Origin of the sequence: Hymenobacter terricola (assembly GCF_017921975.2) — a bacterium.
GTDB lineage: Bacteria > Bacteroidota > Bacteroidia > Cytophagales > Hymenobacteraceae > Hymenobacter > Hymenobacter terricola.
This window is the reverse complement of record NZ_JAGEMO020000001.1, coordinates 373,315-395,449: the sequence shown is the minus strand read 5'-3', so window position 1 is coordinate 395,449 and position 22,135 is coordinate 373,315. Positions and strand designations below refer to the sequence as shown.

Annotated in this window: 20 protein-coding genes; 13 read left to right on the top strand and 7 right to left on the bottom strand. The window is 62.6% G+C overall.

Features of this window, described 5'->3' with window-relative positions; translation table 11 throughout:
- Window positions 1-35: 35 nt before the first annotated feature.
- The 3 genes from J4G38_RS01475 to J4G38_RS01465 form a co-directional block, all read right to left on the bottom strand.
- Window positions 36-1,670, bottom strand: a complete 1,635-nt coding sequence (locus J4G38_RS01475) for a carboxylesterase/lipase family protein (protein ID WP_210514489.1) — start codon at window positions 1,668-1,670, stop codon at window positions 36-38.
- Window positions 1,671-1,739: 69 nt separating this feature from the next.
- On the bottom strand, window positions 1,740-3,557 hold the full coding sequence (gene htpG / locus J4G38_RS01470; RefSeq protein ID WP_210514487.1) for a molecular chaperone HtpG: 1,818 nt from the start codon (window positions 3,555-3,557) through the stop codon (window positions 1,740-1,742).
- A 141-nt stretch (window positions 3,558-3,698) separates the two neighbouring features.
- Entirely contained in the window at window positions 3,699-4,208 is a 510-nt protein-coding gene (locus tag J4G38_RS01465) for a hypothetical protein (RefSeq protein ID WP_210514485.1), read from the bottom strand.
- A 138-nt stretch (window positions 4,209-4,346) separates the two neighbouring features.
- Here J4G38_RS01465 and J4G38_RS01460 point away from each other — a divergent pair, with 138 nt between their 5' ends.
- From J4G38_RS01460 to J4G38_RS01405, 12 genes are all read left to right on the top strand, one after another.
- Window positions 4,347-4,697, top strand: a complete 351-nt coding sequence (locus J4G38_RS01460; protein ID WP_210514484.1) for a hypothetical protein — start codon at window positions 4,347-4,349, stop codon at window positions 4,695-4,697.
- Between the two features lie 97 nt (window positions 4,698-4,794).
- The gene (locus tag J4G38_RS01455) at window positions 4,795-7,254 is read left to right on the top strand and encodes a TonB-dependent receptor (RefSeq protein ID WP_226163055.1); all 2,460 of its coding nucleotides are present in this window, start codon (window positions 4,795-4,797) and stop codon (window positions 7,252-7,254) included.
- A gap of 122 nt (window positions 7,255-7,376) precedes the next feature.
- Window positions 7,377-7,955 (top strand): RNA polymerase sigma factor, encoded by a 579-nt coding sequence (locus J4G38_RS01450; RefSeq protein WP_210514482.1) that lies wholly within the window; start codon window positions 7,377-7,379, stop codon window positions 7,953-7,955.
- 3 nt (window positions 7,956-7,958) lie between these two features.
- Window positions 7,959-8,213: a hypothetical protein gene (locus tag J4G38_RS01445; protein WP_210514480.1), complete on the top strand. Its 255-nt coding sequence runs from the start codon at window positions 7,959-7,961 to the stop codon at window positions 8,211-8,213.
- Between the two features lie 102 nt (window positions 8,214-8,315).
- Entirely contained in the window at window positions 8,316-9,014 is a 699-nt protein-coding gene (locus tag J4G38_RS01440; RefSeq protein WP_210514478.1) for a ClpP family protease, read from the top strand.
- Window positions 9,015-9,088: 74 nt separating this feature from the next.
- Window positions 9,089-10,546, top strand: a complete 1,458-nt coding sequence (locus J4G38_RS01435) for a T9SS type A sorting domain-containing protein (RefSeq protein ID WP_210514476.1) — start codon at window positions 9,089-9,091, stop codon at window positions 10,544-10,546.
- 39 nt (window positions 10,547-10,585) lie between these two features.
- Window positions 10,586-11,557, top strand: coding sequence for a cation diffusion facilitator family transporter (locus J4G38_RS01430; protein WP_210514474.1), 972 nt, complete (start codon window positions 10,586-10,588; stop codon window positions 11,555-11,557).
- Window positions 11,558-11,603: 46 nt separating this feature from the next.
- Window positions 11,604-12,845, top strand: coding sequence for an MFS transporter (locus J4G38_RS01425; protein ID WP_210514472.1), 1,242 nt, complete (start codon window positions 11,604-11,606; stop codon window positions 12,843-12,845).
- 105 nt (window positions 12,846-12,950) lie between these two features.
- Window positions 12,951-13,349, top strand: coding sequence for a hypothetical protein (locus tag J4G38_RS01420; RefSeq protein ID WP_210514470.1), 399 nt, complete (start codon window positions 12,951-12,953; stop codon window positions 13,347-13,349).
- A 108-nt stretch (window positions 13,350-13,457) separates the two neighbouring features.
- Window positions 13,458-13,904 (top strand): DUF6526 family protein, encoded by a 447-nt coding sequence (locus J4G38_RS01415; RefSeq protein WP_210514467.1) that lies wholly within the window; start codon window positions 13,458-13,460, stop codon window positions 13,902-13,904.
- A 108-nt stretch (window positions 13,905-14,012) separates the two neighbouring features.
- A complete protein-coding gene (locus J4G38_RS01410) occupies window positions 14,013-14,315 on the top strand; it encodes a DUF4286 family protein (RefSeq protein ID WP_210514466.1) in 303 nt (100 codons plus the stop codon).
- Window positions 14,316-14,367: 52 nt separating this feature from the next.
- The gene (locus J4G38_RS01405) at window positions 14,368-14,976 is read left to right on the top strand and encodes an arylesterase (protein ID WP_210514464.1); all 609 of its coding nucleotides are present in this window, start codon (window positions 14,368-14,370) and stop codon (window positions 14,974-14,976) included.
- Here J4G38_RS01405 and J4G38_RS01400 read toward each other — a convergent pair.
- Both J4G38_RS01400 and J4G38_RS01395 read right to left on the bottom strand, forming a co-directional pair.
- A complete protein-coding gene (locus tag J4G38_RS01400) occupies window positions 14,939-15,862 on the bottom strand; it encodes a DUF72 domain-containing protein (protein WP_210514463.1) in 924 nt (307 codons plus the stop codon). The genes J4G38_RS01405 and J4G38_RS01400 overlap by 38 nt on opposite strands.
- Before the next feature lie 32 nt (window positions 15,863-15,894).
- Entirely contained in the window at window positions 15,895-16,482 is a 588-nt protein-coding gene (locus tag J4G38_RS01395) for a phospholipid scramblase-related protein (protein ID WP_210514461.1), read from the bottom strand.
- Between the two features lie 525 nt (window positions 16,483-17,007).
- Here J4G38_RS01395 and J4G38_RS01390 point away from each other — a divergent pair.
- The gene (locus J4G38_RS01390) at window positions 17,008-17,838 is read left to right on the top strand and encodes a septal ring lytic transglycosylase RlpA family protein (protein ID WP_210514460.1); all 831 of its coding nucleotides are present in this window, start codon (window positions 17,008-17,010) and stop codon (window positions 17,836-17,838) included.
- Between the two features lie 165 nt (window positions 17,839-18,003).
- On the opposite strand, the gene J4G38_RS01385 is transcribed toward J4G38_RS01390, so the two are convergent.
- A complete protein-coding gene (locus J4G38_RS01385) occupies window positions 18,004-19,218 on the bottom strand; it encodes a hypothetical protein (protein ID WP_210514458.1) in 1,215 nt (404 codons plus the stop codon).
- Between the two features lie 438 nt (window positions 19,219-19,656).
- Complete coding sequence (locus J4G38_RS01380; RefSeq protein WP_210514457.1) at window positions 19,657-21,975, bottom strand: bacterial transcriptional activator domain-containing protein; 2,319 nt, start codon at window positions 21,973-21,975, stop codon at window positions 19,657-19,659.
- Window positions 21,976-22,135: the final 160 nt, after the last annotated feature.

Below are 22,135 nucleotides of genomic sequence, written 5' to 3'. Positions count from 1 at the left end.
ATGCCTCGGCTGCGCTCGGCATGAGGGGCTGTTTGCTACTTCTGCTCCAGAAAGAGGTAACGGGCGCGGGTCTGGTCCGGCTCTACGCGGGTTTTCACGTCGAGGTGCAGCACCTGGCCCGCGGTACCGACGCTGGCGGCCGGCCAGGTAGGCAGGCCCGCGCCGTTGGGGTTGCCGGTTTTGATGAAGTTGGCGAAGTAGCTCTGCATGGTTTTCGACACTTGATAATCATCAGGTGTCCAGGCGAATACTTTATTGCTGGCCAGGTTACCCAGCGCGTATTCTATCTCGGCCGAATGCACGGCGCCGCGCGCGGGCGGGGCGGGCGGAGCGGTGGCATTACCCTTTACCACGCCGCCGGCCAGGCCGCTGGTGGCATTGCCCATTGCGGGCGTCATGGCCGGGCGGGGGCGGGCGTAGAGGTAGCGGTACACGGGCTGGCCGCCGGTCTGGGCCTGCACATCGGCCCATTTCCAGGTGCTGTAGGCGATGAACCGGTCGCTGGCCAGGTCCGTGGCCGACTGCTCGGCTTCGGCCTCATTCGTGGCGGGATAAAGCCGCAGCATCTCAGTCGTGCGGTCGCCGTAGAGCTTTTGCACGGCGGCGCGGAAGTTCTCAGCCGTGGGCGGGGCCGGGCCCAGCAGGAACGGCGCACTCATTTCCTGCGAGTTCCAGCCCACCAGCAGCGGCACTTTCGCCTGCTGGCCCGCCGCGTAAATCTCACTGGGCTGGCGGGGCAGAAAGTAGCCATCCACCACCGCGGAAAAGCGCGGCGTGCCGGGCTTGCCCGTGGCCTCCAGCAGCAGCTGGGCCGGCAGCGCCCGCAAAGCCGCCAGCGAGTTGGCCCCCATAGCCGTAGCGAAAGCCGCCCCGGTCTGCTCCGCCTCGGCCAGTGTGGGCAGCGGCTGCAGGCCCAGCAAGGAACCGCTTTCGCCAATGGCCGCCACTACCAGATTCTTAGCCAGCGGCGAAGCCATTTGGGCACTCACCGAAAACGACCCGGCCGACTCGCCGCCAATCGTGACGTGTTTGGGGTCGCCCCCAAAAGCGGCGATATTTTGCTGCACCCAGCGCAGCGCCGCCGCCTGGTCGAGCAACCCGTAGTTGCCCGACGCGTGGTTCGGCGATTCCTTGGTCAGCTCGGGGTGCGCCAGGAAGCCGAATACGCCCAGCCGGTAATTGACCGTGACGGCCACAATGCCTTGGCGGGCCATGCTTTCGCCATCGTAGCGCGGCTCCGAGCCGTCGCCGGCCACGAAGCCGCCGCCGTAGAAATACACCAGCACCGGCCGCCGCTCCTGGGCCGTTTTCGCGGGCGTCCACACGTTGAGGTACAGGCAGTCCTCACTCACGCCGTTGGACCGGAAATTCATGTCGCCAAACAAGGGCAGCTGCATGGCGCGGGGGCCAAACTGCGTGGCCGGCCGCACGTCTTTCCACGGCTGCACCGGCTGCGGGGCCTGCCAGCGGCGCTCGCCCACCGGCGGCGCCGCAAACGCAACGCCTTTGAACACGCGAATGCCGCCGGCTAATGCCGTTCCAGCCAGCCGGCCATTAGCAGTTTGCACCTCGGCGGTGGGCGCAGTGGAAGCAGCTTTTTTCATCAATTGGGCCGCGGCCGGCACCGCCAGCAGGCAGGCGAAGAGCAGAATAGCCAGGAATACTTTCATGCCGGCAAGCTACAAAAAAGCCCCGTCACCAGGCAGGCGACGGGACTTTTGCATCACTTCAGTGATGCCTTACAGCAGTTCAGTGCTGCGCTTCACGAAGGCCGTGAGGGCCTCGCCTTTCAGCATGCCCTGGGCCAGCAGCGCGAGGTCGAAGGCCTGCTTGGCCAGCTTGTCGCCGCCGTCGGCCAACACCTTCTGGATGAGCGGGTGGTTGGCATTCACGGTCACGTCGTAGGAATCGGGGAAGGCGCCGAACATCTGCATGCCGCCCCCGCCACCGGTGCGCTGCATGTCCTTCATGCGGCGCATAAACTCGTTTTGGGTGATGACCACCGGCGCGTCCTGCGGGCTCAGCGCGGCCACTTTTACGTGCATGGTGTCGTTGGCAATGGCCGTTTTGAACACGTCGGCCAGCTTGGTCTGGTCGTCCTCGGTGAGCACGCTTTCGGTGGTAGTGTCCTTCTCAATGAGCTTGCTCACGGTATCCGCATCCACGCGCTTGAAGCTGGTTTTCTCCAGCTTCTGCTCCAGCTGGCCCACGAAGTGCGGGTCGAGCACCTGGTCGAAGTTGAGCACGTCGTAGCCCCGCTCCTGGGCGGCGGCCACGAAGCTGTGCTGATGCTCGGCATCATTGGTGTAGAGCACCACGGTATTGCCGTCCTTATCCTGCTGGCTGGCCTGAATATGCTCGGTGTACTCGTTGATGGTAAACAATTTACCGTCCACATTCTTCAGCAGTACGAAGTCCTTGGCGCGCTCGTAAAACTTCTCGTCCGAGAGCATGCCGTACTTCACAAACATGCCAATGTCTCCCCATTTCTCCTCATAGCCGGCCCGGTCTTTTTTGAACAGGTCGTTGAGCTTATCGGCGACTTTGCGAGTGATGTAGGTGTTGATTTTGCGCACCGCCGCGTCGGCCTGCAGGAAGCTGCGCGACACGTTCAGCGGGATATCGGGCGAGTCAATTACGCCGTGCAGCAGCATCAGGAATTCGGGCACCACGTCCTTCACCTCGTCGGTGATGAACACCTGGCGCGAATAGAGCTGAATCTTGTTGCGCGAGAATTGCAGCTCGTCCTTCACTTTCGGGAAGTACAGAATGCCAGTGAGATTAAACGGATAATCCACGTTCAGGTGAATCCAGAACAGGGGCTCATCCATGCTCATCGGATACAGCTCCTGGTAGAATTTCTTGTAGTCCTCGTCGGTCAGCTCGCTCGGCTGCTTGGTCCAAATCGGGGTCGTGTCGTTGATGAGCTGGCCTTCGAACTCAATCGGAATGGGCAGGAACTTGCAGTACTTGGTGAGGATGCCGCGCAGCCGGGCCTCCTCCAGAAACTCGTCCGAATCCTCGGCTACGTGCAGCACCACGTCGGTGCCGCGCTCGGCCTTCTCGGTGCTTTCGAGGGTGAAGGACGTGCTGCCGTCGCAAATCCAATGGGCGGCTTCGGTGTCTTCCTTGAAGCTTTGCGAGAAAATTTCGACGTTATCCGACACCATGAAGGCCGAGTAGAAACCCAGGCCGAACTGCCCGATAATCTGGTCCTTGGTGGCCGAATCTTTCTCCTTGTACTTCTCCACAAACTCGGTGGCGCCGGAGAAGGCAATCTGGTTGATGTACTTCTTGATTTCCTCGCCGGTCATGCCCAGGCCGTGGTCGGAAATCGTGATTTTGCGGGCCTCTTTGTCCACGGTCACGCGCACTTTCAGCTCGCCCAGCTCGCCCTTGAACTCGCCCAGCTGGGCCAGGCTCTTCAGCTTCTGGGTGGCATCGACGGCATTACTGACCAGTTCCCGCAGGAAAATCTCGTGGTCGGAATACAAGAACTTCTTGATAATCGGGAAGATGTTCTCGGTGTGGATGGAAATGGAGCCGGTTTCTTGCATGATAATGAGGTATCGGGAAAGGTTGAAAGTCAGACGGAATGGCCGGGCACAGGGCCGCAGGCCACGGGTCGCGTAGCTTTCAAAGGACGTTCCAAGGGCTAATTCGCTGTCAGATTGACAGCCACGGGGGTGAGCCGGGGGCTACGAGTCGTGCGGCCGGTAGAGCGGGCGGGGTGTGGCCGGGGCCGATGCGGGCGGAATGGCGGGGCCGTGCAGGGCGGCCCACTCGGCCAGTAGCGCGGGCAGACGGTCCGAATAGTCGCTGAGCCAGTGCAGGCCCGGGCCTGGCTGCGGAAAATACTGAATATCAAACCGAATGCTACGCCGAGCCTGGGCAATGAGCGACTCAATGGCCAGCTGGTTGTGCACCCGGCGGCGGTGGTTGACGAGCACTACTCGCTCCAGCGGCGAGTTTACCACGGCCGCCATCCAATCGGTGCTCAGCCACACCTGGTCGTACACCGAAATATCGGGCAAGGTGTTCATGTTGAGCAGCAGGTGGCGCACCCCCAGCTGCTGGCTCAGCTGTAGCAGCTCCGTAGCACTCGTGCGGAAGGTGCGCATGTCATCCCCGGAAGCCCACTCCACGCGCAATAGGCCCAGCGGCTCATCATACTGTAAGGAAAAATCGGAAATGCTGGTAATTATCACAACAAATAGCGGAATGGGCCGCACGGGACGAAGGTACTGGACTCGGTACGAAAACCGTCTGCCCTTAGGTTGTTGAACGCGCGAAAAGTAAAATTTATTCTCCGCGCAGCTTTAATTCTTTCCCGCCATCTTTGTATTGTGCAAGCTCTTCGCGCCCATTTAGCCCTGCTCCTGCTGCTCTGCCTCGTGCGGACGCTGCTGCCCGAGGCGTGGATTCTGGCCTTGCACCCCCACGCCCACACCACCGTGGAGCCGGCCCACACGCCGGCCTTCCAGCGCACGGGCAAGGCCTTGCTCAGCGCCAGGCACCAGCACTGCGAGGTAGAACAATTCTACAACGCGGCCTACCAGGCCGCCCTGCCGGTGGTGTTGCCCCTGCCCCGTGTGGCGCCGCACTACGCCGCCGCAGTGCCGCTGCCGCCCGTACGGACGGTGGCCGGCGAGCTGCTTTTTGCGCGCCGCCTGCGCGGCCCACCGCGCCGCGCCTAACCCCGGCGCATTCTCCTTTTTCATAATAATTCTCCGCCTCACCCGCGGCTGTGCTTGTACGCCGGCCGGCGGGCCGGGCTGTTTTGGCTTCTTTTTTATGCTGTCAACTTTCTCGCGCATTCACTTACTCGTGGCCTTGGCGACAATGCCGGTCACGCTTTTTGCCCAATCGGCTCCGCCGGCAGCCCCGCGCGCGCGGACTACTGCCCCGCCCCTCACCGGCCGCGTGACCGATGCCGCCACTGGCGAGGCCCTGCCCGGCTCCACCGTTCTGTTCGACGACCTGAAACAGGGCACGGCCACCGGGCCCGACGGCAGCTTTAGCTTCGGCAACCTGCCACGCGGGCGCTTCACGGTGCAGGTGCGCTCGCTGGGCTACAACACCATGACGCAGACCGTGGACACCGGCAACGGCCAGCCGCTGGACATCAAGCTGACCGTGGCCGCCACCGAAATCGGGCAGGTGGTGGTCACGGGCGTGTCGCAGGCCACGCAGCTACGCCGCTCGCCCATCCCCACCTCGGTTATCGACCACACGCGGCTCAACCAGACCTCGGCCTCCAACATCGTGGACGCTATTGCGCACACGCCCGGCGTGGCCCAGATTACGACCGGCGCGGCCATCAGCAAGCCCGTGGTGCGCGGGCTGGGCTACAACCGCGTCATCACCCTGAATAACGGCGCCAAGCAGGAAGGCCAGCAGTGGGGCGACGAGCATGGCATTGAAATTGACGAGTTTAGCGTGGACCGGGCCGAGATTATCAAGGGCCCGGGCTCGCTGCTGTACGGCTCCGATGCCATGGCCGGCGTCATCAATTTCCTGGCCCCCGACCCCATTGCCGAAGGCCACATCACGGGCCTGGCCACGGCCAGCTACCAGACCAACAACCACCAGCAGGGCTATTCCTTCCAGAACGCGGGCAACCTCAACGGCTTCAACTGGCTGGCCCGGGGCACCCGCAAGGTGGCCGGCGACTACCAGAACCGCTACGACGGCCGGGTGTACAACTCGGGCTTTAATGAATGGGACGCCAACGGCTACGTGGGCCTGAACAAAAGCTGGGGCTATTCGCACCTCACGTTCAGCACGTTCAACCAGCGCCTGGGGCTGACGGAGGGCACCCGCGACCCCAAAACCGGCCGCTTCGTGAAGGACGTGCCCAGCGGCGACTCCACCCTATCCGTGCCCGTGACCGACGGCGACCTGCGCGGCTACGGCCTGGCCGTGCCCCAGCAGCAAATCAACCACCTGCGCATCGGCACCGATAACAGTTTTATTCTGGGCTCGGACGGGGCCCGCATCGGCTTGCAGGTGAGCTACCAGCAGAACCTGCGGCGCGAGTACGGCAACGTGGCCGACCCCGCCGAAACCTCGCTCTACTTCCAGCTGCGCACCGTGGACTATTCGCTGCGCTACTTTCTGGCCGAGAAAAACGGCTGGAACCTGACCGTGGGCACCAGCGGCCTGCACCAGCAAAACCGCAACCTGGGCCAGGAATTCCTGATTCCGGCCTACCGCGTGAGCGAAGGCGGCGTGTTTGCGGTGGGCAAAAAGACGATTGGCGCGCTTGACATCAGCGGCGGGCTGCGTTATGATATTCGCCGGATTTCGGCCGACCAGCTGCTGCTCGACGGCAACGAGCGGCCCAGCGCCGACCCCACGGCCGAAACCAAGTTTCCGGGCTTCGTGAGCACCTTCCGCAACTACAGCGGCAGCCTGGGGGCGGCGTATAATCTGAACGAGAAGCTGACCGTGAAGGGCAACCTCTCGCGGGGATTCCGGGCCCCCAACATCGCCGAGCTGGGCTCGAATGGCAAGCACGAGGGCACCATCCGCTACGAAATCGGCAACGAAAACCTGGCGGCCGAAACCAGCCTGCAGGTCGACGCCGGCGTGAGCTACGTCACGGACCACGTCCGTTTCAGCGCCGATGCCTTTGAGAACAGCATTGATAACTACATCTTTACGCGCCGCCTGCTCACGGCCAGCGGGGCCGACTCCTTGCGCGACGGCACGGGGGCCTATAAGTATGAGCAGGGCAAAGCCCGCCTGGTGGGCGGCGAGGTCAGCCTCGACCTGCACCCCCACCCGCTCGACTGGCTGCACTTCGAAAACTCGTTTTCGATGGTGCGCGCCGAGCAGCTGAACGTGGACCAGGCCCAGCGCTACCTGCCCTTCATCCCCGGCGACCGGCTGCAGTCGGAGCTGCGGGCCAACTTCCGCCGCCAGGGCAAGCGCATCGCCAATCCCTACGCCCGCGTGCAGCTGGAGCACACCTTCGCCCAAAACCGCTACTTCTCGGCCTTCGATACGGAGACGGCCACGCCGGGCTACACGCTGATTAACGCCGGCATCGGCACTGATTTGGCCAATGCCCAGGGCAAAACCCTCTTTTCGCTGTATTTGACCGCGAATAACCTGTTCGACGTGGGCTACCAGAGCCACCTGAGCCGCCTGAAATACGCCGATTACAACGTGGCGAACGGCCGCACGGGCGTGTTCAACCAAGGGCGCAACGTGAGCGTGCGGCTGGTGGTGCCGCTCGATTTTAAGTAATCTGCGCCATAAACCGCGACACGTAGCCGCCCATGCTTCTTGTGAGGCATGGGCGGCTTTTTTTCACTCGGTGAAGGTGATACTTCCGCCGAAAATGGATTAATTGGTACATGCCTGCTCCGATGACTCCTTCGCACCCAGCCGCGTCCGTTCTTCCTTCGGACGCCCTCCGCCAAGCCCTGCTCGCCGACCGCGAGCAGGCGCTCACCCGGCTGTATCGCCGCGCGTTTCCGGCGGTGCGGCGGCACATTTGCCGCCACGGCGGCACGGCCCCGGATGCGCAGGACGTGTTCCACGATGCCCTCGTCGTTTTCTATGAGCAGGCCGTGGGTGAGAAGCTGGTGCTCACTTCTTCGGCCAGCACCTACCTGGTGGGCATCGCCCGCAACCTGTGGCACCACGAGCAACGCCGCCGCGCCCGCCTGCCGCACGAGGCTTTGCCCGATGACCTGAACGAGCTGGCCGAAGACTCGGCTGCTGCGGAACCAGCTTTCGCGGTGCTGGACTACGTGGCCCGGCTGGGCGAGAAATGCCGGAGCATTCTGCTGGCCTTCTACTACTTCCAGCAGCCACTGACGCAGATTGCCGAAGCCCACGGCTACCGCTCCGTGCGCTCGGCCACGGTGCAGAAATTCAAGTGCCTGGAGCGCCTGCGGGAGTCGGTACGGGCCGTGTTCTCATCCGAAACCGTTGACTACTAAGCCATGCGCCCCGAACTAGAACGCCTGCACCTGATTGAGCAACAGCTGCTCCAGGGCCCCGCCGCCCTCCCGTCCAGCAGCTGGCGCCTGCGCCAGCTGCTGGACGGCGAGCTGGCTGCTGATACCCTGGCGCAGCAGCGGCTCTACCACGGCCTGCGCCTGGCCGGCCGCCAGCAGCTGCGGCACGAGCTGCGGCTGATTCACGCGCGGCTGTACGAGGGACGGTTTGCCTGGCTACGCCGCCTCTGGCCGGGGTAGCGACGCCCTAACGACTTTTTTCACCCCGCATCACGGGCTTTCCGCTCCATGCTTTTCGAGCACGGCCGGCCCGTCATGCCCTTTTCCACCCCTATTTTCCCCATGCTCAACCAAACCGAATTCCGAAAATTCGCCGTGCACGGCCGGGGCCTCAACGGCCTGGGCGTCGACCAGTATATAAGCCATGTCGAAGGCCAGGCCCGGCCGTACATCAATAACATGACCCGCTCCGTCATTGAAGAAAGGCCACAGAATTTCCGGGAAATCGACGTGTTTTCGCGGCTCATTATGGACCGCATCATCTTCCTGGGCCAGGCCGTCGACGACAACATTGCCAACATCATCAACGCCCAGCTGCTGTTTCTGGAGTCGGCCGATGCCCGCAAAGACATCCTGCTCTACATCAACTCGCCGGGCGGCTCGGTGTATGCCGGCTTTGGGATGTACGACACCATGCAATACGTGCAGCCCGACGTGGCCACTATCTGCACCGGGCTGGCGGCCAGCATGGGAGCCTTTCTGCTGTGCGGCGGCGCCCTGGGCAAACGCTCGGCCCTGCCCCACGCCCGCGTCATGATTCACCAACCCAGCGGCGGGGTGCAGGGCCCGTCGGCCGACATCGAAATCACGGCCCGCGAGGTGGTGAAGCTGCGCCAGGAGCTCTACGGCATCTACGCCGAGCGCACCGGCAAAACCTACCAGCAAATCCACGACGACTCGGACCGCGACTACTGGATGCGGGCTGACGAAGCACAAGCCTACGGCCTGATTGACGAGGTGCTGGAGCGGAAGCCGGTGTAGGCTCCCAACGTTGCCGGATGGCACTAAGACGATGGCTTATCTTTAGGCCTCCTTCCAGTCTTTGCCCCACTGCCATGCCGTTTTCTACTTTTTTTCAGTCCCGTACGCTGCTGTTTTGGGGGGTTCTGCTGGCCGGGCTCAAGCCGCTGCACGCGCAGACGCTGGACCCGGCCTTTCAGCCCACCGTGGCGTACACGGCCACCCTGCAGCCGGGCACGGTGCGGGCGTTATATCAGCAGCCTGATGGGCGCATTCTGGTGGCCGGCGACTTTGCAGTGTTGAATAACTGGCCCACCACCAACATTGCCCGCCTCTGGCCCGATGGGCGCGTAGATACCACGTTCACCGCCCCGGCATTCACGGGCGGCCCGGTGCTGGCTTTGGTCGGCGATGCCCAGGGGCGCGTGGTGGTGGTAGGCAATTTCGGTGCTGTGAACGGGCTGCCGCGCGCCGGCGCCGCCCGGCTACTACCCAGCGGCGCGCTCGACCCAAGCTTCATTCCCAACCTGCGCGCCGCCAGTAGTTCCCTGGTACCCAGCGTGCGAGCCGTGGTGGTGCAGCCCGACGGCAATATCATCCTGGGTGGCTATTTCGGGGCGGCGGGGGCCAATGGCGCTATCGTTCCGCACGTAATCCGGGTGCTGCCCAACGGCCTGCCCGACGCGAGCTTCGTGCCCGCCATGCCGTATTCGGGCCAGGTGAATGCGCTGCTGCTGCAAGCTTCGGGGGCGCTGCTGGTGGCCGGCAATACGTACTCCAGCCCTTTTGGCCTGGAGCTGGTGCGCCGTCTGCTACCCAACGGCAGCCTCGACCCCACCTTCAACCTCGTGCCGGCCAACCAGACGGTAGCTGGCGCGGGCCTCTCAATGGCCAGTACACCCACTGGCTTTGTACTGGCCGGGGCCTTCATCAGCGTCGGCAGCCAGACCCGGGCCAGCGTGGCGCGGTTCCTCGCCGATGGCACCCTGGATGCCACATTCACCTCCCCCTTGCCCAACGTGATGCCCGCTACGCAACTCAACGCCGTGGCCGTGGAGCCAACCGGCAACGTGGTGATTGGGGGCGCGGTTTCGACGGGCGGGCTGCGGCGGCTCCTACCCACCGGCGCTTTCGACAACACCTATTTCAACCCCGCCGTTATTGCGGGCACTGATGGCGACGTGTTTGCCATTGTGCCGCAGCCGAATGGCAACGTGCTGGTGGGTGGCTCATTTGTGCGCATTGCCGGGCAGCGCCGCTACGGCCTGGCCCGGGTGCTGGCACCGGGTGCGTTGGCCGTGGCCACGCCGCGAGCAGCGGCTGAGCTCACCATTTACCCCACCCCCGCCCACGACCAGCTCCACGTCCAGCTCGATGCGGCGGCCACCCCCCAAACCCTGGCGTTACTCGACATGCTCGGCCGCCCCGTGTTCATGCGGCAGGCTCCAGCCGCCGAAACCACCTTGCCAACGGCTCACCTGAGTCCCGGCATTTACCTCCTGCGCGTAGCATACGCCACGGGCTCGGTGAGCCGGCGCATAGTGATACAGTAGCCATTCGAACTCTGTATTCCTTTAAGCGTTTAGGACAGTATGCCCCACGACCACCACGACCACTCCCACGCCGGCCACGTTCACGCCGCCCCGCCGCCCGGCGGCGCGTTCAGCATGGCCTTTGCCGTTGGCATCGGCCTCAACCTGGCCTTCGTCATCGCCGAAACCATTGGGGGACTGGCCGCGCACTCCGCCGCGCTACTTGCCGATGCCGGCCACAACCTGAGCGACGTGCTCAGCCTGGGCCTGGCCTGGGGCGCGGCCTGGCTGGCCGGGCGGCGCTCCACGGCGCGCTATACCTATGGCTACAAGGGCGCTACCATTCAGGCGGCGCTGCTGAACGCGGCCTTGCTCTACGCCGCGCTGGGCTTTATTCTCTGGGAAACCATCGACCATCTGCGCCACCCGGCCCCGGTCAACGGCTGGTCGGTGATGATACTGGCCGGCATCGGCATTGCCGTCAATGGCATCACCGCCTACCTGTTTCGCGCCGGGCAGAAGTCCGACGTGAATGTGCGCGGGGCCTACCTCCACATGCTCACCGATGCGCTGGTGAGCGTGGGTGTGGTGCTGGGCGGCGGCCTGGTGATGTGGACCGGCTGGACCTGGCTCGACCCCATCATCAGCTTGGGCATCCTGGTCATGATTGCCGTGAGCTCCTGGGCGCTGCTGCGCGACACCGTGCGCCTGGGCCTGCAGGCCGTGCCCAACGGCATTGACCTGGCCGCCGTGCAGGCCTTTTTATTGAAGCAGCCGGACGTGACCAGCGTGCACGACCTGCACATCTGGAGCCTGAGCAGCGGCGACCACGACACCGCCCTCACCGCCCACCTCGTGCGGCCCGGCGGCGCCGATGCCGCCTGGCTCTCCGCGCTCGTCAAGGGCCTGGAAACGGAGTTTCACATCCACCACAGCACCGTGCAGGTGGAGGACGGGCACATGCCCGGCGGCTGCCACAGCGGCTGCCACGACAGCGTGCCAGCCCCCGAGCTGGCCACCGCCAGCCACTAGCCGGGGCGAGGTATGGCACTGACGAAAGTTGGTGCTACATTTCGCCATGCAACTCTCCCACCCTGCCAAAAGCACCGTTTTCACCGCCGCCGTCATCGTGGCCGCGCTGGGCTATTTCGTCGACATCTACGACCTGATTCTGTTCAGCATCGTGCGCGTCGACAGCCTCAAAAGCCTGGGCGTCACGGCCGCCCAGGAAATCACCAACCAGGGCCTGTTCCTCATCAACATGCAGATGGGCGGCATGCTGCTTGGCGGTATTCTGTGGGGCATATTGGGCGATAAGCGGGGCCGGCTGTCGGTACTGTTTGGCTCCATTCTGCTGTATTCGCTGGCCAATATTGCCAACGGCTTCGTCACCAGCATCGACCAATACGCGTGGCTGCGGCTCATTGCGGGCATCGGGCTGGCCGGCGAGCTGGGCGCGGGCATCACCCTCGTGAGCGAGGGCCTGCCCAAGGAAAAGCGCGGCTACGGCACCATGATAGTGGCCACCGTGGGCGTGAGCGGCGCGCTGCTGGGCTACTGGGTGGGCCACCGCTTTGGCTGGCGCAACGCCTATTTCGTGGGCGGCGGGCTGGGACTGGCGCTGCTGGTGCTGCGGGTGAGCGTGTTCGAGTCGGGCATGTTCCGCCAGGTGCAGGCCCGGGCCGAGGTTGCGCGCGGCAACTTCTTCAGCCTGTTCACCAACCCGGTGCGGCTGGGCAAGTACCTGCGCATTTTGCTGATTGGGGTGCCGCTGTGGTTCGTGGTGGGCATTCTGGTGACGCTGGCGCCCGAGTTTGGGCGGGCACTGGGCCTCACGGGCGAGGTTACGGGCGGGCTGGCGGTGTTCTGGTGCTACTTCGGGTTGGTGTTCGGCGACTTTTTCAGCGGGGCACTCAGCCAGCTCTGGCACTCGCGCAACAAGGCGTTACAAGTATTTCTGGTGTTCTGCACCGCATTGGTGGCCGTGTATTTATTTGCCATCAAGGGGGCTTCGCCGGACACGTTCTACGCCGTGTGCTTCGTGCTGGGCGTGTCGGTGGGGTTCTGGGCGCTGTTTGTGACGGTGGCGGCCGAGCAGTTCGGCACCAACCTGCGGGCTACCGTGGCCACTACGGCCCCCAACTTTGCGCGGGGCGCGGTGGTGGGCCTGGTGCCCGCCTTCAAGTACCTCAGCGGGGCGTTGGGCGGCATCATTCCGGGCGCGGCGGTGCTGGGTGGGGTGTCGCTGCTGGTGGCCTTCTGGGCGGTGAGCACCCTGCCCGAGAGCTACGGCAAAGACCTTGATTACGTGGAAGAATAAGCTGGACGGCGCAGTTTGTTTCGCAGCAAAAGCATTGGTTCTGAAAACCCTGCCCCAGGCCCAACGTAAACAGCCCAAACCCAACGGGCTTTTCAACCCACTCCCATGAAAAAATTCTTCGGCTTACTCGCCATTATCGTGGCTTCAGCCCTATCCGCCCAAGCCCAAACCACGCCTCCCGCTACCGACCCGGCTACGGCCACACCGCTCACGCCGGAGCAGCAGCAGCAGCGTGCCGCCGACGCCAAAGCCGCTTACGAGTCGCAGAAGCAGCAAACCAACGCCAGCGACCAGGCTGTGCGCGACAGCAAAAACCAGCTCAAGGAAACCGCTAATCAGAAAAGCGACCTAAAAAAGCAGATGCGCGAGCAGCGCGACCAGGAAAAGGTGCAAAAAAGCCAGCTCAAACAGCAGCGCGACCAGGCCAATGAAGCCAAAAAGCAGGAAAAGATGGCCCGCGACCAGGCCAAAGCCGAAAAGAAGCGCGCCAAGGAAATGAAGTAGCCGGCCCTGCCGCTACGTTTTCAAAAACTCCGGCTTTGGTCGGAGTTTTTTATTGTCCGCTTTCCAGCCTCCGGCCCTACTTTCACGCTTCCAACCGTCCCTTGCCCCATGGCTACGCCCACCAAAAACACCACTCAGTATTATCCGTGGCACCATTTTGTGCTGCTGCCGCTGGCCCTGCTCATGGCCGGCTACGCCATACTGCGCTACACCAAAGTAGCCGGCGACGACGACCAAATCGCCCGGCTCTGGTTTAGCTTGGCGGCCCTGGCTGTTATCGGCCTGGGCGTGCTCATGATGCTGCGCCAGCACTACGCCCTGCAATTGCAGGACCGCATCTGCCGGCTCGAAGTGCGCCAGCGGTATTTTGAGGTCAGCGGCCAACGCTTTGCGGCCCTTGAGCAGCAGCTGACTCTCAGCCAAATATTAAGCCTGCGCCTGGCCGGCGACACCGAGCTGCCCGCCCTGGCCCAGGCCGCCGCGCAGGAAAAACTTTCACCCAAAGACATTCAGGCCCGTATCACCAATTTCCAGTTCGACACGATGCGCGTCTGAGGCAGGGGTAGTTGTCGGTTGTTCATTGTCAGTTGTTAGGCGTTTCTTAAAACTGATTTGTTCGACCAGCAGCCAACCACGAATAACCAACAACCGACAACCAACTCCATGATTCTCTACAACGTCACCAGCAGCATCGAGCCCACCGCGGCCGACGAGTGGCTCGATTACATGCGCTCCACTCACATGCCCGAGGTTATGGAAACCGGCTTTTTCATCAAAAGCCAGCTTTGCCGCCTCCTCAACGAAGAAGACGACGGCATCACGTACGCCGCGCAATACTATTGCCTCAGCCTGGAGCAGCTGGAGGAATATCAAACCCTGTGCGCCCCCGCATTGCGCGCCGATATGGAAAGCCATTTTGCGGGCAAGTACGTGTCGTTCCGCACCGTGCTCGAAGTAGTGGAGTAGGAAGGCGCCGGCCGGCACAAAACCGTGCTCCGTGCTGTTAATCCGGCACTGTATGAAAAACATCCTCTTCTTCGGCGACAGCCTCACGGCGGGCCACGGCCTGCGGGCCAGCGAAAGCTTTCCGGCGCTCCTGCAGCAGCGCCTCGACCAGCAAAACCTTCCTTATAAAGCGTTTAACTACGGGGTGAGCGGCGAAACCAGCGCCGGCGGCCGGCAACGCCTGGCCTCAGTGCTGGCCCGGCACCCGGTCGACGTCTTCGTCCTGGCCCTGGGGGCCAACGACGGCATCCGGGGCATTCCGGTGCGCGAAACCACTCAGAACCTGCAGTTCATTATCGACGCCGTGCGGCGGCAGTACCCGGAAGCGCGGCTGGTGCTGGCCGGCCTGGAATTCTCTTTCGACCTGGGCCCGCTGGGCGGCCACCGCCTGGCCCACTATGCGGCCGAGTTCAAGGCGCTGTTCCGTACCCTGGCCGATAAGAACAGCCTGCCCTTTGTGCCCTTCCTATTACAAGGCGTGCTGGGCCGCCGCGAGTTGAACCTGGCCGACGGCGTGCACCCCAACGCTACAGGCCAGCAAGTCCTGGCCGAAAACGTGTGGCAGATATTAGGCCCGCTGCTGGTTACCCAAACAAATTCCCCTGCACCGGCTGCGGGATGATGCGCGGCGGCGGCACGGCGATGCCGGTCAGCATTTTCATCTTCTCCAATAAGTATTGCGTGAGCACCGGCGCGTGGCGCACGTCTTTTTGGTGGATGAAAAAGTAGATGTCGTGCACGCCCTGCGCCACCCAGGCGGCCAGGCGCTCGGCCCAGGCATCGGCGCGCTGGTAGTCGGTGCTGTGCAGGCCGTGGCCATTGAAGCGGATGAAGGCCACGGGCGTGGTCAGGCGCATGGGCAGCACGTCGCGCCGGCCGGCCACGTCGGCTATCACCAGCGTTTTATTAAGGGCTTCGAACGTGGCAAACACCGCATCGGCCAGCCCCTTATCGGCAAACCAGCGCGGGTGGCGCAGCTCCACGGCCAGCGGCACGGCTTCGGGGAAGTCGAGCAGGAAGCGCTCCAGGCGGGGCAAATGCTCGGGGCCGAAGTGCGGCGGCAGCTGCAAAAACGCCCAGCCCAGGTTGTCGCCCAGGCTTTCGAAGGCCCGCGCCGTGGTCGCCACCAGGTCATCGGCCTGAAACAGCTCCCGCTCGTGGCTGATGCTGCGCGGCAGCTTCGGACAGAACTTAAAGCCGGAATCCGGCCCCACGGCCTCGCGCCAGCGCCGCACCGTTGCCGCATCGGGAATGCGGTAGTGCGTCGTATTCAGCTCAATGCTATTGAACTGCTGCGCGTAGTAGTGCAGGTAATCGGGCTCCCTGATGCCGGCCGGGAAGTACGTGCCCAGCCATTCCTTATTGGTCCAGATGGGGCAGCCGACGTGCAGCCGCGCCGGCACCGGCTGCGTGAGCCGGGCGCGGGCCAGCACGCGGGCCGTTTCGGGGTGGTCGGGCGGCAACCCAAAATCAACGTAGCGCAGGTCGGGCAGACGGCCAAAATCCATGGCACAAAGGTAACCTCCGCGCCTTTCGCCCGCTATTCGGCAAACACCATGTCGATGCACAGCGCCGCCGCCACTATCATGGGCCGGATGCCGTCCTGGGCCGCCACCGTGGGCTCGATGCTGATGACGTAGTTGTCGGCCGAGGTAAACAGCTCGCGGCCCAGGCCCATCCACTTCTTGGTCACCAGCGCAATCTGCTCGCCGCTGCGCAGAAACTTGTAGTCGAAGCTGGTCAGCTTGCCCTGCACCGTGCAAATCACCTGGTCGTTCACGTCGAGCACGTCCAGCTTGCCGCCCAGGCTGAACACCTTCTGCCGAAATTTCCCCACCAGCATTTCATTGCCGTCGAACACCTTCACCGTGGACCGGAAGAACGACACCCCCCGCGTGAGGCGCAGCACGAGCTGCCCTGCCTGGTCTTTCACCTCAATGTCGAACGGCGTCTGGGTCTTGTATTTCGTGAACCGGAATATTTTGGTGAAGAACCCTAGATTAGGTTCCCGGCATTCCAGCAGCAGCCCTTGCGACTGCAAATCCAGGATATCATAGCTGTTGGCAGCTTTGAAAATTCCGACGTGCTCTTTGACAAAGAATTGGTTGTTAGTAAGGATGGGATTCATGCAAATATTTGAGGTGAAAAGTAGCCTGCAAGTATAGCTCTCTTTCCGGTCTTGGGGTGCCCGTGCCACTCCTGGCACACTATTGCTTTCTCCCTCCGTTACGACCGCCCCGAGCCAGGGGCCTGACGCCGAAAGCAAAGTCGCCTCCCTGTAGGTGCTTACGAAAAATCCGGGACTTTTGCAACCGGGCTTCGAAGGTAGCCGGCCGGCCAATGCCCAAATTTTATACCCGTCGCATAATCTAATTTCGGTGCCTGTGCAATGGCTCGGGCCTTATTCAGCAAAATATACTTTGAGGTAATCTCACGGCTACTTTTCAGGCCAACATAAAGATTAATTAAATGCAAGTTTTCTTGACAATAGACAATTTTTAGCCTAACTCGGTTAGCAGAAGGGGGTCCTTTTTTAGCATTGCCGGGTTTGAGCGGCCTATGTTTGTTCCGTTCACCATCGGCTAGCCGCATGATTTTATTTCGTCGCCTTACAGTACCCGCCCTCTCCAGTTGTTTCTTTTTTCTGCTGACTTTGCTGAGCGCTCCGGCGCACGCCACTTCCCACGGCACCACCAGGTCAGTTCCCGCCTCTAGCTCTTCGGCCACCACGGTGATGCGGGGCCGGGCCTCCTGGTATGGCAGTTACTTCCAAGGCCGACGCACGACCAGCGGCGAGCGCTACAACCGCTTCAAGTACACCTGCGCGCACAAAACCCTGCCTTTTGGCACCCGGCTGCGGGTTACGAACGTGAAAAACGGCAAATCCGTCGTCGTGCGCGTTTCCGACCGTGGCCCGTTCCGCCACGAGCGTATTCTCGACTTATCCGAAGCCGCCGCCCGGCCGCTGGGCGTGGTAGATTGCGGCGCCGCCACGGTAGTGGCCGAAGTGGTGGCCGCCGACACGCCCCTGGGCCCGGCCACCACGCCCGATAACCTGGCCGCCCTTTTCGCCGCCGACCCCACCCCCGAAGCCGCCTTTGCTACCTATTCGGTCGTTCCGGAGCCCATTATCAGCGCTGCTGACTCAGTGGCCCGTGTAGCCAATACGGCCACGCTGATTGCGGCTTCCACTAGCTCGAAAGCGGAGGTAATCACCGCCACTGAATCGGTAAACTGCCCCGCCGGGTTCCTCATTCAGGCCGGCTCCTTTGTTGATGCCGGCAATGCCCGCACGGTACAGGCCCGCATCAAGTCGCTCCTGCCCGACCTCAACGTCGACATTTCCCAGGACTTGCTCGACGGCCGCCAGCGCAGCCGCGTGCTCGTGGGCAACTTCGGCGAGCGCCCCGAGGCCGAAGCCGTGCGCCAGCAATTGCTGGTATGGGGCATTGGCGGGCTGGTGCGCGAAGTGGCCCTGCGATAAGGCAAGGAATCTAGCTCTACACTCCCGCCAAAGGCGTTAATAGCGAAAGCCTAACACCCGAAAACGACAGGGCCGCTTCTGAACCAACTGGTTCGGTGGCGGCCTTGTCGTTTCCGGGCGTTAGGCTTTCTTACTCCTTGCCAATACGGCGTTGCCCGGCGGGGCTTACTCGGCGGCCAATACCACCAGCTTGTGCCGGGCCACCAGCTGCCCGGCCGCGAAGCGCTGTACCCCGTAGAGGCCGGGGCGCAGCGCCGCGGGCAGCACCACGGTGCCCTGCGCTGACACGGCCAGCCGGGCCACCTCCCGGCCCAGGGCATCTACCAGCCGCAGCGTGTGCAGCCCCGGCGTACCGGCGGGCCCAATGTGCAGCTGCGCCCCGGCGCGGGCCGGCTGGGGGTAGAGCGCCAAACCGGCAAAATCCGCTGGGGTCATCGCGGCCGTGGGCGTAGCCTGCACCACGTAGCGGCGGCAGGGCTGGCCCAGACGGGCCAGCCACGCCGGCTGGGCCAGCAGCCGCCCGGTGGCGGCGTTGCGCTGCTGCCCCCAGCCGCTGACCACCACTGACGAGTCGGGCAGGTACTGCCAGGCCGAGGGCGTGACCTGGGTGCAGGTTTGCGAGCAGTACGTGTCCCAGCCCAGCACCCGGCCCTGCGGGCTCAGGCGCACGAGGTCAAACTCGTTTTGCCGCACGCGGGGGTGGCCGTTGGTGGCGTACTCGGTGACCATCACGCTCAGGCCCCCGTCTGCGCGCTCGCGCACCTGGCCGGGCTGGATGTCGGCCGTCGGGTCGGCCGGGCCGGCGGCCGTTGGGGCGGGCAAGAGTGTGCGCCACACCACGCGCAGGGACGTGTCGATTTTGGCCACGAAGCCCCGTACCCGCTGCCGGTTGAGCGAGTCGAGGCGGCAATACCCGGTTATCACGTAGCCGCTGCCATCGCGCAGGCGCACCATGTTGTTTAGGTCGCCCGTTACGACATCAGCGCGGCGGCCGAAGGGCTCGACCCAGCGGGTACGACGGGGCCGGCCCGCCGAGTCGGTTTCGATGGCATAGAACTGAAAATCGATGGAGTCGCGCTGGGTGTCGCCAAAAAGCAGTAAGCCCCGGCGCGGCGCTTCCAGCACCTGCCACAAGTAGGCATAGCCGCCCACGTAGGCGGGGTTGGCCGGGTCGAGGCGAATGGCGGGGTTGAGGTATTGCCGCTGCCAACGCAACGTGCCGGCCGTGTCGAGGCACACCAGAGAATAGTGCAGGGCCAGCGGCCGCTGCCCCGTTCCGCTCCCATCGCCGCCGCCGGCTACATAATACCGGCCGTCCTGGTACAACGTCTTGGTGGGCTGATGGGCGACGTTGATAGCGGGACGCCCTAATACCTTCACGGTGTCCCCGTTGGCATTCAGCCAATGGTATATGCCCGTGAGGCCAATGGCATTGTTGGCGTCCTGGGTCCCTGCCGCGAATACCCCGTTTCGCCAGGGCGCATCTATTAGCCCCCCAGATGCGGCCCGGCCCCGCTGCTGCCAGCGTCTCGTACCGGAGAGGTCATACTTCGTCCAATAGCCAAATATGCTGGAAGCACTTGCCCCCACGGTAATAACGCCATTTTGCACCAAAAACCGCGCGTAGATATTTGGATTGTTCAAGGAGTTTGGATTGCCGAATAGGTCTGTGCGTTCCCAAGTCCCAACACCCTGCGCTACAACAGGCGAGACAGCTATTGCCACCAGCAACAGCAACCCCAGTAATTTTTTCCTCAACATAAGTGGATGGAAAAGCCGTTGCGTCCAGCTATTTCGTTAGCCGCAACGGTCTTTCTGTTAACGGTTGATAAGAACCTTTTGCGTGGTCACGGGCACACCATCCACCAAAAAGGTGGCCGCGTATTGCCCGGCGGGTATAGCCCGGACGTTTACATCGGCTTGCCGCATTCCTTTGTCGCCGGCTATCAGCTCGGCTTGCAGCACTACTTTTCCACTCAGCAAATCCGCGAGGCGCAGCACCGCCTGGCCCACGGGAGCCGTCACCTCAACATGCAGCTGGTCCGTTGCCGGATTTGGGAAAAGGGTATAGCTAGTGGTTAACCGTGCCGCAGAGGCAGCGCTACCGCTTCCAGCCAGCCGGGGCACAGCCGCCCGAATACCGACGTTAGGATACAGATAATTAAACCACAGAGCGGCCATTTCGGCCGTGCCACCGGGGGTACGCGCCAGGCGGTGCAGGGTGGTGCTGTCGGCGGCCGAAACCAGCCGCTGGCCAGGCAAAGGAGCCGCGCTCTTTTGCCCCATGTGGCTCAGCACGTCGGAGAGCGCCAGGCGGTCATTGGCAGCCGGGTAGGCTGCTATCCGCGCCGCCAGCACGGGCCGCAGGGCGGCGGCCAGCACGGACCGGCCTGTCCGGCGGTACTGTTCCAGCAGGTCCAGCCCCAGCCCGTAGAAGGCGTTCGCATTGGCGAGGGGTAAGGTCCGCACGTAGGCATCCAGGGCCGCCGTATCTGGCTGCTCCTGCAGCAGCCACTCCCGAATGGCCGCCTGGTACCGCCCCAGTCGTGGGGCGGAAGATGCCTGACGGCGCAGGGTGTCCATCAGGGCCTGCATCAGGGCAACACGTGAAGTACCCCGCGCCTGTACGCCGGTACTGACCCCACGGAAGTTCTGGCAATAATTATTGAGGCTATAGGACGGATTTGTCGTGCTGGTTACGCTACCTCGCTGCTGTGGAGGATTTGCGCTATTATTGATGCTAGTAATTTCTTCGTCAGTAGAATTAGAATAGCGGTAATATTTTAGGACTCCATTGGTCCCGTTATTCACGATGGAACGCGTTCCGGTAAGAAGGCCACTGCCATAGTTCGCAAACTTATTCCCCACCGGGTAGGTAAGCGAACCCTGGTTATTTAGCGTAGCATTTGGCTCAATGTAAATGCCGGAGGCTGTCGCGAAGCCTGATGCGGTGAAGGAGTTACACGAGATGTCAAAATTAGCGCTGTACGGCCCGGTATTGGGGCGGATGCGTAAGCCGTGCAGGCAACCACTGAACGTATTGTTATCAATCAGGCCACTGCCCGCCCGCAGGCTAACACCATAGGTCAACTGCCTCAAGGCCAGCTTTTCCATCGGCGAATGCAACTCATCCAGCAATACGCCGGTTTGGGAACGCGACACGGTGGTATCGGGCACGACGCCGTCAACTGCCAGGTTATAGTCGGTAACGGACCCGGTGTTATTCGAGGCCACGAAGCCGTATTGCTGCTCGGCGGGCGCGGTCCACAGTGTTTGGTAGGTGCGGCCCGCCGTGATGTTGTTCATGCCAATGGTTACCTGACTGGGAAAGTGACGCACGTCCTCTTTCATCACGTCCAGCCAGATGCCTACCCGCACCGCACGGTCGACCCGTAGCGTGCCCCCGTCCTGAAAAATCTGACCCTGGCCAGGGGTGTGGGCCACCAGCCCGTAGATGGCCCCTTCGATGTGGTTGCTGCCTTGCAGGAAGATTTTAGGCTGGCCATCGTTGTTGCCGGTCGGCGACAGATGGAGGGCCTCGTAGGTCCAGCTGTCCAGTGTAGCTGATTTGTACGGCGGCAACAGGTTGGGCTGGGAATAGAAATCGCAGTCTTTGATGGTACAGACCGGAACACTCGCATTCCCGGGATTGGTAAAATGGTAGCCGTAATCCAGTACGTGGTACAAATTCTGCTCAAAATGGCAGTTGTCCAGGTTGTAGTAGGCGCCATTGCAGTCAGGCGATACATAAACGCCATACAACGCGTTGGCAACGCCGCAGTTGGTGAGGCTCAGTAGCTGGTCGGACTGCCCAGGGTCGAACGCAAAACCCATCCACATATTAGTGGTGCAGCTGGCATTGAACACCGCCCCAGTCGCCGTAACCGTTGAGCCAGCACCCAAGGTCAGGGCGTAGCCTTTCACTCTTAGCGGCTTGTTAGCCCCCCCCCGAACACTGTAGCCATCAATGTGAAACACGGCCCCCGGCTGAATATCTACCGTGCCGTCCTTAAAATACAAATCCCCGATGACGTGATAATCGCCGGCAACAAAGGTCTGATTACCGCTGTACACCGTGACTTGGTCAGGGTCGCCGATGACGTAATTATACTGCTGCGCCTGGTTACAGTCGGGCACCTGATAAAATATCTGCGCCGTGACTCGGGACCTTATGCTGCCCATTAATACCAGCACGAGTAGCGCCAGCCGTAACAGGCTATAAGAAAGTGGGGGGGGAGTAAGTTTGTTACTCATAATCAGAAGAGTGAAAAAAAGATGGAGGAGTGAGCATGTGCGC

Excerpts from the sequence above, each read along its gene's own strand:
- J4G38_RS01435 (WP_210514476.1), top strand. The coding sequence starts at position 9,089 with ATGCCGTTTTCTACTTTTTTTCAGTCCCGTACGCTGCTGTTTTGGGGG.
- J4G38_RS01450 (WP_210514482.1), top strand. The coding sequence starts at position 7,377 with ATGACTCCTTCGCACCCAGCCGCGTCCGTTCTTCCTTCGGACGCCCTC.
- J4G38_RS01420 (WP_210514470.1), top strand. The coding sequence starts at position 12,951 with ATGAAAAAATTCTTCGGCTTACTCGCCATTATCGTGGCTTCAGCCCTA.
- J4G38_RS01475 (WP_210514489.1), bottom strand. The coding sequence starts at position 1,670 with ATGAAAGTATTCCTGGCTATTCTGCTCTTCGCCTGCCTGCTGGCGGTG.
- J4G38_RS01445 (WP_210514480.1), top strand. The coding sequence starts at position 7,959 with ATGCGCCCCGAACTAGAACGCCTGCACCTGATTGAGCAACAGCTGCTC.
- J4G38_RS01430 (WP_210514474.1), top strand. The coding sequence starts at position 10,586 with ATGCCCCACGACCACCACGACCACTCCCACGCCGGCCACGTTCACGCC.
- J4G38_RS01440 (WP_210514478.1), top strand. The coding sequence starts at position 8,316 with ATGCTCAACCAAACCGAATTCCGAAAATTCGCCGTGCACGGCCGGGGC.
- htpG (WP_210514487.1), bottom strand. The coding sequence starts at position 3,557 with ATGCAAGAAACCGGCTCCATTTCCATCCACACCGAGAACATCTTCCCG.
- J4G38_RS01415 (WP_210514467.1), top strand. The coding sequence starts at position 13,458 with ATGGCTACGCCCACCAAAAACACCACTCAGTATTATCCGTGGCACCAT.
- J4G38_RS01425 (WP_210514472.1), top strand. The coding sequence starts at position 11,604 with ATGCAACTCTCCCACCCTGCCAAAAGCACCGTTTTCACCGCCGCCGTC.
- J4G38_RS01410 (WP_210514466.1), top strand. The coding sequence starts at position 14,013 with ATGATTCTCTACAACGTCACCAGCAGCATCGAGCCCACCGCGGCCGAC.
- J4G38_RS01395 (WP_210514461.1), bottom strand. The coding sequence starts at position 16,482 with ATGAATCCCATCCTTACTAACAACCAATTCTTTGTCAAAGAGCACGTC.
- J4G38_RS01455 (WP_226163055.1), top strand. The coding sequence starts at position 4,795 with ATGCTGTCAACTTTCTCGCGCATTCACTTACTCGTGGCCTTGGCGACA.
- J4G38_RS01400 (WP_210514463.1), bottom strand. The coding sequence starts at position 15,862 with ATGGATTTTGGCCGTCTGCCCGACCTGCGCTACGTTGATTTTGGGTTG.
- J4G38_RS01405 (WP_210514464.1), top strand. The coding sequence starts at position 14,368 with ATGAAAAACATCCTCTTCTTCGGCGACAGCCTCACGGCGGGCCACGGC.